Annotated in this window: 11 protein-coding genes and 1 pseudogene; 4 read left to right on the plus strand and 8 right to left on the minus strand. The window is 67.2% G+C overall.

Annotated features, from left to right (window positions below; genetic code table 11):
- Positions 1-9 precede the first annotated feature (9 nt).
- The 3 genes from ACW6W5_RS01525 to ACW6W5_RS01535 form a co-directional block, all read right to left on the minus strand.
- Positions 10-456, minus strand: coding sequence for a nuclear transport factor 2 family protein (locus tag ACW6W5_RS01525; protein WP_121040371.1), 447 nt, complete (start codon positions 454-456; stop codon positions 10-12).
- Between the two features lie 25 nt (positions 457-481).
- On the minus strand, positions 482-1,327 hold the full coding sequence (locus ACW6W5_RS01530; protein WP_152150987.1) for a type 1 glutamine amidotransferase domain-containing protein: 846 nt from the start codon (positions 1,325-1,327) through the stop codon (positions 482-484).
- Between the two features lie 90 nt (positions 1,328-1,417).
- Positions 1,418-2,434 carry an AraC family transcriptional regulator gene (locus tag ACW6W5_RS01535; protein ID WP_152150989.1) on the minus strand — a complete coding sequence of 339 codons (1,017 nt, stop codon included), beginning with the start codon at positions 2,432-2,434 and terminating at the stop codon, positions 1,418-1,420.
- A 68-nt stretch (positions 2,435-2,502) separates the two neighbouring features.
- Here ACW6W5_RS01535 and ACW6W5_RS01540 point away from each other — a divergent pair, with 68 nt between their 5' ends.
- A complete protein-coding gene (locus ACW6W5_RS01540; protein ID WP_152150991.1) occupies positions 2,503-3,246 on the plus strand; it encodes a hypothetical protein in 744 nt (247 codons plus the stop codon).
- Positions 3,247-3,409: 163 nt separating this feature from the next.
- Here the strand turns inward: ACW6W5_RS01540 and ACW6W5_RS01545 are convergent, their stop codons facing one another.
- Together ACW6W5_RS01545 and ACW6W5_RS01550 are read right to left on the minus strand one after the other, a co-directional pair.
- Complete coding sequence (locus ACW6W5_RS01545) at positions 3,410-6,205, minus strand: PAS domain-containing hybrid sensor histidine kinase/response regulator (RefSeq protein ID WP_226956568.1); 2,796 nt, start codon at positions 6,203-6,205, stop codon at positions 3,410-3,412.
- Positions 6,206-6,296: 91 nt separating this feature from the next.
- Positions 6,297-7,364 (minus strand): SDR family oxidoreductase, encoded by a 1,068-nt coding sequence (locus ACW6W5_RS01550; RefSeq protein ID WP_226956570.1) that lies wholly within the window; start codon positions 7,362-7,364, stop codon positions 6,297-6,299.
- 83 nt (positions 7,365-7,447) lie between these two features.
- Between ACW6W5_RS01550 and ACW6W5_RS01555 the strand changes: the two genes are divergently transcribed.
- Positions 7,448-7,828: a winged helix-turn-helix transcriptional regulator gene (locus tag ACW6W5_RS01555; protein ID WP_121040361.1), complete on the plus strand. Its 381-nt coding sequence runs from the start codon at positions 7,448-7,450 to the stop codon at positions 7,826-7,828.
- Positions 7,829-8,083: 255 nt separating this feature from the next.
- Here the strand turns inward: ACW6W5_RS01555 and ACW6W5_RS01560 are convergent, their stop codons facing one another.
- On the minus strand, positions 8,084-8,671 hold the full coding sequence (locus ACW6W5_RS01560) for a TetR/AcrR family transcriptional regulator (RefSeq protein ID WP_121040359.1): 588 nt from the start codon (positions 8,669-8,671) through the stop codon (positions 8,084-8,086).
- A 110-nt stretch (positions 8,672-8,781) separates the two neighbouring features.
- On the opposite strand from ACW6W5_RS01560, the gene ACW6W5_RS01565 reads away from it, so the two are divergent.
- Together ACW6W5_RS01565 and ACW6W5_RS01570 are read left to right on the plus strand one after the other, a co-directional pair.
- Positions 8,782-9,990, plus strand: a complete 1,209-nt coding sequence (locus ACW6W5_RS01565) for an MFS transporter (protein ID WP_121040357.1) — start codon at positions 8,782-8,784, stop codon at positions 9,988-9,990.
- Positions 9,990-11,192, plus strand: a pseudogene (locus tag ACW6W5_RS01570) (MFS transporter). Before ACW6W5_RS01565 ends, ACW6W5_RS01570 begins: the two are co-directional and overlap by 1 nt.
- 90 nt (positions 11,193-11,282) lie before the next feature.
- Here the strand turns inward: ACW6W5_RS01570 and ACW6W5_RS01575 are convergent.
- A complete protein-coding gene (locus ACW6W5_RS01575) occupies positions 11,283-11,486 on the minus strand; it encodes a hypothetical protein (RefSeq protein WP_121040354.1) in 204 nt (67 codons plus the stop codon).
- Positions 11,483-11,626, minus strand: a complete 144-nt coding sequence (locus tag ACW6W5_RS01580; RefSeq protein ID WP_179459899.1) for a hypothetical protein — start codon at positions 11,624-11,626, stop codon at positions 11,483-11,485. Before ACW6W5_RS01580 ends, ACW6W5_RS01575 begins: the two co-directional genes overlap by 4 nt.
- Between the last annotated feature and the right edge of the window lie 142 nt (positions 11,627-11,768).

An 11,768-nucleotide genomic window follows, 5' to 3' on the forward strand; every position in this document is an offset into this window, starting at 1 on the left:
CATTCCAGCTCAGGGCTTGATCTGGCCGGTCCAGGACTTGCTCATGATCTTCCACTGACCATCCGTCTTGAGCAGAACCACGTAGTCCACGCCGTCCCAGCCGGGGTAATCCAGCATCACGCGGACGGCCGCCAGGTTGGTGGCCATGTCCACGATTTCGTAGCGGCGCTTGCGCTGGGCCTCGTTGGCCGCCGGCGTGCCGTTGAAGCCTTCGGCGAACTGTTCCCCGGTCCGCATCTGCAGCGCGCTGCCACGGGCCTCGGAGTAGCCGATCATCACCCCGTCTGCCCGGAAGACGTCCTTGGCCAACGTATTGTCGGCAGTGATGTAGGCGCGCATGAAGGTCTGCATGACCTTGTCCACCGCCTCACGATCGGTGCTCTGCGCCATGGCCGAGGTGGGGAGCAGCAGGAACAGGCTGGCGGCAAGGCCGACGGATCGAATCGATACTTTCATGGTGTTTCCTCAGGGGTGTGGGAGATCAGGGTTGAGCGGCTGCCTGGTTGGACGCCTGCACGGTGTGGATGCGAAGCGCCTCGACCACGGCCTGCGCCACCGGCGTGGCAGAGGCGTAGTTCTGCCCGGTCACCAGCCGGCCATCGACTTCGACATGCGGGTCATCGCTTTCCACCGTCCGGAAGGCACCGCCGCGGGACACGACCGTCTGGCCGATCAGGAACGGGAACTGGTTGAAGTAGGGCGCATCCTGGCGTTCGTGCTCTTCGGGGTAGCCGCTGATGCGCTTGCCCGAGACCAGGTACTGGCCGCCGGCAAGCTGGAGATTCACGATGCCGGCCGTGCCGTGGCAGACCGCCGAGATCACCCCGCCGTTGCCCTCGTAGACCCGCATGGCAATGCGCTGCAGCGCCACGTTCTCGGCGACCCCGTACATGGCATTGCTGCCGCCCACGTAGTACACCGCCCGGTACTGCGTGGGATCGATCTGTGCCGGGGTGACGGTGCCGCGCAGCCCGCGCATGATCCGGGCATCGTCCAGGCGGTGCGCCACGTCGTCGCTGACGTAGTCATCCAGAATGGGTACGGCGCCGCCATCGGGTGACACGAAGTCCACCGCGTAGCCGGCGGCATGGAAGACATCCCAGGCATGCACCACCTCGCCAAAACTGACGCTGGCCGGGAGCGTGGAAGTTCCATGCACCTTGGCGCTGGCGAGGATGAACAGGATGCGGTCCTGCTGGCCGCTGGCGGGCTGTCCCATGGCCGCGGGGACGGTGGTCCGCGGCGCCGCGTCGGTGGTGCAGGTGCCGCCCAGCCAGACACTGAGCAGGAGCAATACGAAGGTGGCGAGGGTACGTAACGACTGCATGGCGCTGACTCGCAGGAAGGAGCCAGCACCCTATCCAATCTCTTTCAAATCAATGTCGTGCAGTGTCTTTCCGGAGTGCGGAAATCGATTCTAGGAGTGTGTGGCGGCCGTGCGGTAGGCCGCCGGAGTAACGCCTTCGCACTTCTTGAACGCGCTGTAGAAGGTCGACATCGACTGGAAGCCCGCTTCCTGCGCCACGATATCCAGCGGCTTGGGAGGCTGCTGTTGCAGGATCGCCTTGGCTTCGATCACCCGCAGTTGGGTCAGGTACTGCTTGAACGAGGTCTGGTTGTTGTCGTTGAGCAGCTGCGACAGCCGGGTCTGGGGCATGCCAAGCCGGCGGGCGAGGCGCGGCAGGGTCAGGGCGGGGTCCAGATGCAACCGCTCGCGCGCCATCAGCTCGGCCAGGGCCTGGAGTTGAACGGCGGCGTCGGACGCGGGAATCCGACGGTCCTGATAGGGCTCGATCGTTGCCCGCCCCGAGCGCAGCCGGAGCCCAACCAGAACGCTTACCGCGAGAACGAACGTGAAGGACAGCGCGCCGACGATATAGGACGTGTACCCCGCCGTGTAGTACGCGATCCAGATGATCCAGATGCCCCCCAGCGCCCCCAGCAGAAGCGGGGCGGACGGCGAGGCCAGCAGCCGGGCGCGGTGGCGATACACCTGCACGGTGGTGAGCAGCAGATAGCCCAGCCAGGCATAGTTGATGCCCGGCGTGATGACGTACCGCCACAGTTCGATGTTGCGGGTGTAGGGCAGCAGGACATTCACCGCCACGGCAAGCACCAGCAGCGCGGCGAGGTGCCACCGGCCGTTCGTGTCCGTCCCGGCAGTCTCCCGTTGGCTGGAGCGCACCAGAAAGTAGAGGCAGGGGCCGATCAGGAAACAGGCGGTCAGCCCGAGCTGGAGAACGACCAGCGGAATATCCGGCCAGAAGTGGAACGCCACGGATTTTCCGGTCCGCACACCGACCATCAGGATCAGCAGCGACAGCCAGCGCTGCGTGGGCTCTCCCTTGGCGCGCCACCACAATACCGACGCCGCGACGATGCCATTGAAGGCGCCCAGCATCGCGAAGAAGAAGAGAAAGTGTTGGCTGAGCATTGGCGCAGTATTGAGAAAATACGCGGCCCGTCAAGCGGGTCGCTTTTACCCCCGTGTATTCTCTGCGCATGGATGACACTCATTTTCTGGCGCGGCGGCGCCTGCTGTTGGCCGCGCTTGCGGGCACCGCATTGTTGCCCTCGTGCGCGCGCGGCAATGCGGTCGAGGGGGAGCCGGTCGTGCCCATGCTGGAGCCCGAGCGGGCGGGGATGGCGCCGTATCTGTTCCTGACCGTCACCAGCGCCACACGCAGCGTGGAGGAACTCGCGCACCTGGTGCCGTCCACGCTGCTGCCGGCGTTGGCACCTGCAGACATCCTGCGCGCGTATGGTCCGGTGGCCGGCGCGATACAGCTGTGGATGGCGCTGGAGCCTCACATGCTGGATCACTACGGTGTGAGCGTGGACGCCGCGCTGTCCCTGCTGGCGGGCGCCGTGGATGGCACCGTAGGCCCGGTGCCGGGCCGCAACACACTCGATGCGTGGGCGATCCAGCGCACCCACACCCGGGCCGAGGTGAACGCCAACGACATCACGCTGTCGCTGCCAGGCGAGAGCCACGCGCCGCTGTTTGCCTTGGGCAGCTCGCACTACGCGCTGGCGCCCCCGCCGTGGTCGAGCCAGGCCTGTTACTCCTTCATGCTCGAGCCACGACGTCGCGTGGTCGCACCGTTCGAGCAGCACTGCCAGGCACTGCTCGACGCTGCGGCCGACGTCATCCCCGATGATCTGCAGATCCAGATGGGACGATTGGGGGACTTCATGAAGGCCGTGCCTACGCTGTACGTGAGCGTGAAAGATGAAAACTCGTGATGCCGGCGACGTGCGTTGGCTGCTCCATGTTTCTGCATGACCTGGTTTACCGCGTCATGGTCGCTGGCCTGTGCCAGGACAGCGGTCGGGGAGAGCACAGGTAAGCAGGCGCCAGCAGGCTGCCCGATCCGTGCCGGATCAAGGGCGTGCACTACCCCATCCATCAGCGTACCTCGGCAAGCACCGCGCGCACCCGCAGGGCCAGCTCCTCCAGCGTGAACGGCTTGCCGATCAGGTGGACGCTAGGGTCCAGTACGCCGTCGTGCTCCAGTGCATTGCGGCTGTAGCCGGTGGTGAACAGCACTTTCAGATCCGGGCGCCGCTTCAGGGCCGCATCGGCCAGCTGCCGCCCGTTGACCTCGGGCATCACCACATCGGTGAACAGCAGCGCGATGTCGGGATGGCTGTCGAGCAGGGCAAGCGCGGTGGCGGCACCGTCGGCGGCGAGCACCGCGTAGCCCAGCTCGCTCAACGCATCGATGGAGAACTGGCGGACGCCGGGCTCGTCTTCCACGATCAGCACACGTTCGCGGCCCCCGCTCAGCGGAGCGGTACCGCTGGTTGCCGGCGAAGGCGCGGCGGCGATGTCGGCAATGAGGCGCGGCAGATACAGGGTCACCGTTGTTCCCTGCCCGACGGCAGAGCGGATCTTCACGTGACCGGCCGACTGTTTGACGAAGCCATACACCTGCGACAGTCCCAGTCCCGTGCCTTGCCCCACCTTCTTCGTGGTGAAGAACGGATCGAATGCTTTGGCGATCACCTCCGGCGGCATGCCGCTGCCGTTGTCGGCCACGGTGATCCGGACATACTCGCCGTCGGGAACGTCTTCCGCCGCCGTCCGGTGATCTGCGGTGATCGTGCAGTTGGCGGTCTCCACCATGAGGCGTCCCCCGCCGGGGAGCGCGTCACGTGCATTGACGGCCAGATTGAGGATCACGTTCTCCAGCTGGTTGGCATCGGCGAAGGTGCACCACACCTGCGCGGCCAACACCGTCTCCAAGCGGATGCTGCTGCCCAGCGAATGCACGAGCAGATCCGACATGCCGGCGATCAAGTGGTTCACATCCAATGGCACCGGCTGCAAGGGCTGCTGCCGCGAGAACGCGAGCAATCGCTGGGTGAGCTGTGCCGCCCGGGTGGCGCCGTCGATGGCCATGTCGATGTAGCGCTTGGCGCGCGGATCGCTGTCGCCCATGCGCATCGCCAGCAGATCCAGCGGGCCGATCACCGTGGCGAGCATGTTGTTGAAGTCGTGCGCGATGCCGCCAGTGAGCTGCCCCACTGCCTCCATTTTCTGGCTCTGCCGAAGGGCATCCTCCACGCGGGTGCGCTCAGCCACCTCGTCGAGAACGCGGCTTTCCAGATGTTCGTTCAATTCCTGCAGACGCGCGTCGGCCAGCTTGCGCGCAGTGATCTCGATCGCCACGCCCACCACGCGCACGCAGCGGTCCCCTTCGAAATGACCGCGCCCCTTGGCGGCCACCCAGCGCACGAGACCGTCTTCCTTGCCAACGGTGCGGTACTCCACGTCGTAGAGGGCGCGTTGAGCTGGATCGGCCGCAGCGGCGAAGGCCGTGGTGGTGGCCAGCCGATCCTCGGGGTGGATGCCATCGTAGAAGTCGCGCATCGACACCGCGACCTCGGGCGAGATCCCGAACATCGCCTTGGTCCGTGCCGGCCAGATCAGTGAATCGCGCACCAGATCGACATCCCAGAAGCCCATATCGCCGGCCTCCGTGGCCAAACGCAGGCGTTCTTCGCTCTTGGCGAGCGCTGCTTCGGCTTCCTGCCGGACCGTCAGGTCCAGCATCGCGCCGATCATCCGCAGCGGTTCGCCTATCCCGCCACGCAGCACGGTGCCGCGGTCGAGCACGGCGGCGTAGCTGCCATCGGCGCGGCGGAACCGGTATTCGTTGTTCCAGGTCGTGCCACCGCCTTCGATCACGGCATGGATGTCCGTATCCACGCGCGCGCGGTCATCAGGATGGATATGGTCCAGCCACCACTGCGCACTGGTCTCGCTCAGCGCATGGCCGAACAGGGCCGTCAGCGCTTCGTTCCAGATGACGTGGCCATCGGAGATGCGCCAGTCCCAGATCGCATCATTGGTGGCATGGGCCGCCAGCCGATAGCGCTCCTCCACTTCAACGTGGCGGGCTTCGGCGGCTTTGCGATCGGTGATGTCCAGCGAGGTGCCCACCACGCCCACCACGGTACCGTCGGCATCACGCAACGGCGATTTGGTGGATAGCCAGTAGGCGCGCCGGCCATCGGGAAAGCTCACTTCTTCTTCGAGCTGCTCGGTCTGTCCGCTGGCCATGACCCGTTCGTCGGTGGCCATGACCATGGCGGCCTGGACGGGGTCGCTGAGCAGCTCGGCATCGGTGCGCCCCACGTAGGCCTCGGGCGGCATGCCGATGAGTTCCGTGGTGCCGCGGTTGCCGATCAGGATCCGGCCCTGGCGGTCCTTGGCGTACACCACACCCGGTGCGGCCTCCACGAACGAACGCAGCAGGGTCTGCGCCTGGTCACGCTCCGCCTCCACCCGCCTGCGTTCATCGATGTCGATCAGCACGCCGGGAAACCCGATTGCATGTCCATCGGCGTCCAGGTCGACCCGACCGATGGCCTCGATCCAGCGATAGGCGCCATCGGTGCCACGGGTCCGGTACTGGTGGGCATAGCGACCACCACGACGCACGGCTTCGGCGATCGCCTCCGCCAGACCCGGGCGGTCCTCAGGGTGAACGGCAGACACCACCTGCTCCAGGCGCAGCCCGGTGCGTGCAAGCGCGGGGTCCAGTCCATGCGCCTGGGCGAGGGCATCGTCGACGGTGAGGCTGTCCTGGGCGACATCCCAGAACCAGGTGCCGATGATCGCGCCAGCGGCCAGGGCCAGCTTGACGCGCTCGGCATCTCGTTCGCCGTGGGTACCGGTGGATGGAGAAGAGCTCAAGCGGCACTCGGGGTCAGCGGGGGGGCGGCCGCCCTAGCGTATCGCTGCGGGGTATCGCTGTGGAACCCTCCCAGCGCTGTGCGGCAGCGCCTCAGGGAATCAACCGCGCTGCCCGCAACCGAGCGAACAGCTCGAAGAACGCATCGTCACTGGGCTGGTAATCCAGGAACCCCATCCGGCGGCTCTTGGACATGTCCGTCACCACCTCCAGCGGGCGCCCGAGATCGGCATCGGTGTGCCAGGGCGAGATCAGCTGGTGGATGTCAGACGCGGCCAGGCCGTGGGTGGCGGCCAGCGACGACCACAGCGCGGCATCATTGGCCATCTGCTCGGCGAGCGGACGGACCTGACCACTGAACGGCACGGCCTCGATATCGAACCACGCGGCGATCCGGCCCCACATCCAGCGCCAGCGGAACACATCGCCGTTGACCACGTTGAAGGCCTGGTTGGCGGCGGCCGGTGTCTGCGTTGCCCACAGCAGGTGCCGCGCGAGCAGCCCGGCATCGGTCATGTCGGTCAGCCCGTCGCACTGCGCGAGGGAGCCGGGGAACTGGAACGGGCGCCCGGTCTGCCGGCACAGCGTTGCGTGCACGGCCAGGGTGGTGCCCATGTTCATGGCATTGCCCACCGCCGCGCCGATCACGGTATGCGGGCGATGCACGCTCCAGTGGAAGCCATCGCGGGCGGCGGCGGCGAACACCTCGTCTTCCTGCGCGTAGTAGAAGTTGTCCACGGGCAGACGCGGTTGCTCCTCACGGAAGGGCGTCTGCGGCAGGTTGCCCTGCGCGTACGCCTCGAACGGCCCGAGGTAGTGTTTCAGGCCCGTGACCAGCGCCACATGCTGCACGCTGCCGGCCGGCTGCAGTGCATCCAGCAGATGGCGCACCATCGCGCCGTTGACCCGGATGTTCTCGGCCTCGTTGGCCTGCCGGGACCACGTGGTGATGAACACGTGCGTGGGGGCCAGTGCGGACAGCGCGGCACGCGTGGCCTGCGTATCGCGCAGGTCGGCGCAGACGCCGTGGGCGCCGGCGGGCAGCGAATCGGGCCGGCGGGCCAGGCCGTGGACGTCCCAGCCCTCCTGCAGCAGCCGTTGTATCAGTGCACTGCCCACGATGCCCGTTGCACCGACCACCAACGCTTTCTGCCTCACGATGTCGCCTCTTTCATGGCTTTACAGGCGCACACCTTAGGATATCGAGGTACGCCTCGAAAGAAGGCACCAAACGGTAACCACACATGAAAACGGGTACCCCCGAAGAGCACTGGCGAGAGGATTGCGCCCCCCGGCGGGTGCTGGAGCTGTTCAGCACCAAGTGGACCTCGATGGTGTTGCACACCCTGTCCGTGCGCCATGACGGCACCGCCCGCAGCAACGCGCTGCACCGCAGCCTGCCGGCCGTCTCCAAGAAGATGCTGATCCAGACGCTGCGTGACATGGAGCATGCCGGGATCGTGCTGCGCACCGAGTACCCCACCGTGCCGCCCTCGGTGGACTACACGCTGACTCCGCTGGGACGGCAACTGGTGGAACCGATCGAACTGATCTACGACTGGGCGCGCCGCAACGCAGGCGCCCTGGACGCGCTGCAGCCGCGCGCGACGTCGCGTCGGCGCTGAGCGGGACGTGCCAGCCGGATCGGGCAGCGTACGGCTTCCCTCCAGCGGATCGATGCGGTGACCCTCAGGTTCTGGCTCCTGCACGTGCTGGGTTGGTCGCTGTTCGCGCTGATCGCCTTCCTTGCGCGACCGAGTGAAGCGCCGGTGCCGGCGCGCCTTTGAAGAACGCGTCGGCCTCGCGGTCACAGGGAGCGATATATGACCTGCGGTCAGGGACCGGATCCAATGGCGGCCTGACCGGATGAGCGGTCAGTGCTACGCGGTGGCACGCAACCCACGCAGCAGCAGGTCCAGCGCAGCCACGCTCTGTGCGAGGCGGGTATCGCCATCGTCGCCATCGGCGATCCAGAACGCCGCCTCGGCGAGGCTGCCGTACACCAGGGAGGCGAGGGCCTGTGGATGGGCCGCGGCGACCAAGCCCTGCTCGATCAGATGTTCGAGCAGGCGCTGCATGGAATCGATGCAGTGGCGCTGCGATTCCGGCGAGGCGCCGCCGAGCACCGCCCGCGCATCGCGCAGGACGATGCGCTGGATGGTCGGCTCCAGTGCCATCTCCAGATACCCCATGCAGCGAAGACGAAAGCCCGCCCAGGGATCCTCGGCGGCGTCGGAGATCGCCTTGAGGCGGTCGTCCATCTCGGCGTCGATCTGATCGACGACAGCCGCGAGCAGGCCCTGCTTGTCACCGAAGTGGTGATACAGCGCGCCACGGGTGAGCCCGGCCTGCGCGGTGAGGTCGTCCATCGAGGTCCCGGCGTAGCCACGCTCGCTGAAGACCACGCGGGCCGTCGCCAGCAGCGTGGCGCGGGTCTGCTCCATCTCGGCGCGGGTGCGACGGACCATCGATATCTCCTTGGTGGTGGGGCGGATCTCTGTTTACATCCGGAGCGTATGTATATAGGATTTTAAACATACGTTGTGTATGTAAAGGTGGAAAGCCAGTGAAACGCGCTGTGACCGGTCCCTATCGAGAGTTGTTCGCTGCGCCCGGTACCACCGGGTTTGCCCTGGCGGGGCTGCTGGCGCGGCTGCCGTTGCCGATGACCGGCATCGGCATCATCACGCTGCTGGCCCAGGTGCGCGGCAGCTATGCACTGGCCGGCGCGGTGGCCGCGACGTTCGTGCTGACGTATGCGTTGCTGTCGCCGCAGGTATCCCGTCTGGTGGACCGGCATGGACAGCGCCGTGTCGTGCCGATGGCCACCGGCGTCAGCGTAATCGGCCTGCTGATGCTGCTGGCGGCCTCATGGTGGGAAGCGCCGGCTGCCGTGCTGTTCCTCGGGGCACTGCTGGCCGGGGCGATGCCCAGCATGTCGGCCATGGTGCGCGCGCGCTGGACCGCGATCTATCGCGGGCAGCCGCGCCTGCAGACCGCGTACGCGCTGGAAACCGTGTTCGATGAGGTCACCTTCATCGTCGGGCCGCCGTTATCGATCGGCCTGGCGGTCTCGCTGTTTCCGCAGGCGGGTGTCCTCGCCGCTACTGTGCTGCTGCCGATCGGCGCGCTTGCGTTGATCGCGCAGCGCAGGACCGAGCCCCCGATCGAGGCAGTGGTACCCAACGCCGCGCCTGCTGCGTCCGTCATCCGTCTGCCGGGCGTGCGGTGGCTGGCCGTGCTGATGGTCGCGATGGGCGTGATCGTGGGCACCGTCGATATCGTCAGCGTCGCCTTCGCCGCGCACGTGGGGCAGCCCGCCGCCGCCAGCGTCGTGCTGTGTGCGTATGCCGCCGGCTCCTGCCTGTCCGGGGTGCTGTTCGGTGCGCTCAAGCTGCAGACGCCACTGCCCCGCCTGTTGCTGCTGGGCGGGATCGCGACCGCATTGACCACCTTGCCGCTGCTGCTGGTGGGAAGCATCGCCGCACTCGCCGTCACGGTCTTCGCGGCGGGTGTGTTCTTCGCCCCGACGATGATCGTGGCGATGTCGTTGATCGAGCAACAGGTCCCGCCGGGCCAGCTCACCGAGGGCATGACCTGGCTGCTGGCGGCGCTGAATGTGGGCGTGGCGCTGGGCGCGGCGATCGCCGGCTACGGGGTGGATGCACACGGGCCGCGCGCCGGGTACCTGGTTGCCTTGTGTGCGGGAGGAGCGGTGCTGCTGGCGGCGGCGTTCGCGCACGGCGTGTTGCGTTCGCGTGAGCCACGCAACCCGGGGATCTGCTGATGCAGGCGCAATCCACACCGCGCCACCCGTGGTGGGCGGTCACCGCAGTCAGTCTGGCCACCTTCTCGGTCGTCACCACGGAGATGCTGCCGGTCGGCCTGCTGACCCCGATCGCCGAAGCGCTGGACACCAGCACCGGCGCTGCGGGGCTGATGATCTCGCTGCCCGCACTGCTGGCAGCGCTGTTCGCACCGCTGGTGGTGATCAGCGCCGGCAGCGTGGATCGACGCTCGTTGCTGTGCGGGCTGCTGGGCCTGCTGGTAATCGCGAATCTGGGTGCGGCCTTCGCCCCCACGTTGGGCTGGATGCTGGCGGCCCGCGTGCTGGTCGGGCTGTGCATGGGCGGCATCTGGGCCATTGCCGGCGGGCTGGCGGTGCGGCTGGTGGCAACGCGATCGGTCGGCCTGGCCACATCGCTCATCTTTGGCGGCGTGGCGGCTGCTTCCGTGCTGGGCGTTCCGCTTGGCGCGCTGATCGGGGAGCTGCTGGGATGGCGTTGGGCGTTCGGCAGCATGGCGCTGCTGGGGGCCGCCGTCCTTGCCCTGCACTTGGCCGTGATGCCCGGGCTGCCGCCGTCCGGCACGACCAGCGTGCGCCAGTTCGCTCAGCAACTGGGCAACCGCGGGCTGCAGCTTGGGTTGCTGCTGACCTTCCTGCTGGTCGCCGGGCACTTCATCGCCTTTACCTTCGTTCGGCCGCTGCTGATGTCGGTCTCGGGATTCGACGCGCGCTGGGTGGGGCTGTTGTTGTTCGGCTACGGCGCCGCGGGCATGGCCGGCAACTTCCTTGCCGGCATCGCGGCAGCACGACGTACCAGGCTGACGGTGTCGCTGATCGCGGCGGGTCTGGTGCTGGCGCCCTCGCTGTTCCTGACCATCGGGGAGTCGCGCCTGGGCGGTGCCATGGCGCTGCTGGCGTGGGGGCTGGCCTACGGCGGGGTATCGGTGGGCTTGATGACGTGGATGATGTAGGCCGTGCCCAGGGCGATGGAAATCGCCTCCGCACTCTATGTCGGTGCTTTCAATGTCGGGATCGCATCCGGGGCGTGGGTGGGCGGCCAAGCACTGGATCGGCTCGGTCCGACCGCCAATCTCTGGCTCACCGGTGCCTTCGCGGTCGCAGCAGGGGTGGTATGCCTTGCTGGCCGCCGGATGGAATGGACGGAGCGGGAGCCCGACAGGCTCAAGCGGGCAAGGCGATAGTGCTGCTGTCATACAAGACCGGCGTTGCGCCAGTTTTCCCTCCCGTGGCTTGCTCAGCGCACGTCAACGCACTGTGCATGGTTCAGCGCGCTACAGCGTGCTGGAGTCCACCACGTGGCGACCGGCCTGGGTCAAATCGATGTCGCCGTCTTCCGCCTGGGCCGCGTAGCCGGCCTTGACGGCCCAGTTGGCGGCTTCATCGCTGACCGGACGCGTGGCGTTGATGTCGCGCAGGATCTGCCGCTGTTCGTCGGTCAGGTGCGTTGCCGCGCTCGTACCGGTTCCGCCGCTCATGGCGCGCGGGCCTCGACGCTGACCACGCCCTGGGCCAGCCGCGCCCGCTTGGCGCGCCGATGGTTCACCCACCACACCAGCCCCGGCAGGCCGTACAGCAGTGCACCGGCGAGCAGAAAGATCTTGAAGGCGGCATTCATGGCGGTCTCTCTCCGTGCGGTATGGCGTCATGCATCGTGGTCGACCGGATGTGCGGTAACGCACCCCGGGTCCTGCAGCGGCCCCCGGCCGCGATCCCAGTCCTAGTTCAGCGCAGTCGCCGTGAAGGTGCTGTCCCGTCCT

Source organism: Stenotrophomonas sp. IS26, assembly GCF_054188265.1.

What these genes read in the sequence shown, in the direction of transcription:
- ACW6W5_RS01525 (WP_121040371.1), bottom strand. Translation starts at nt 456, where the DNA reads ATGAAAGTATCGATTCGATCCGTCGGCCTTGCCGCCAGCCTGTTCCTG.
- ACW6W5_RS01530 (WP_152150987.1), bottom strand. Translation starts at nt 1,327, where the DNA reads ATGCAGTCGTTACGTACCCTCGCCACCTTCGTATTGCTCCTGCTCAGT.
- ACW6W5_RS01535 (WP_152150989.1), bottom strand. Translation starts at nt 2,434, where the DNA reads ATGCTCAGCCAACACTTTCTCTTCTTCTTCGCGATGCTGGGCGCCTTC.
- ACW6W5_RS01540 (WP_152150991.1), top strand. Translation starts at nt 2,503, where the DNA reads ATGGATGACACTCATTTTCTGGCGCGGCGGCGCCTGCTGTTGGCCGCG.
- ACW6W5_RS01555 (WP_121040361.1), top strand. Translation starts at nt 7,448, where the DNA reads ATGAAAACGGGTACCCCCGAAGAGCACTGGCGAGAGGATTGCGCCCCC.
- ACW6W5_RS01560 (WP_121040359.1), bottom strand. Translation starts at nt 8,671, where the DNA reads ATGGTCCGTCGCACCCGCGCCGAGATGGAGCAGACCCGCGCCACGCTG.
- ACW6W5_RS01575 (WP_121040354.1), bottom strand. Translation starts at nt 11,486, where the DNA reads ATGAGCGGCGGAACCGGTACGAGCGCGGCAACGCACCTGACCGACGAA.
- ACW6W5_RS01580 (WP_179459899.1), bottom strand. Translation starts at nt 11,626, where the DNA reads ATGAATGCCGCCTTCAAGATCTTTCTGCTCGCCGGTGCACTGCTGTAC.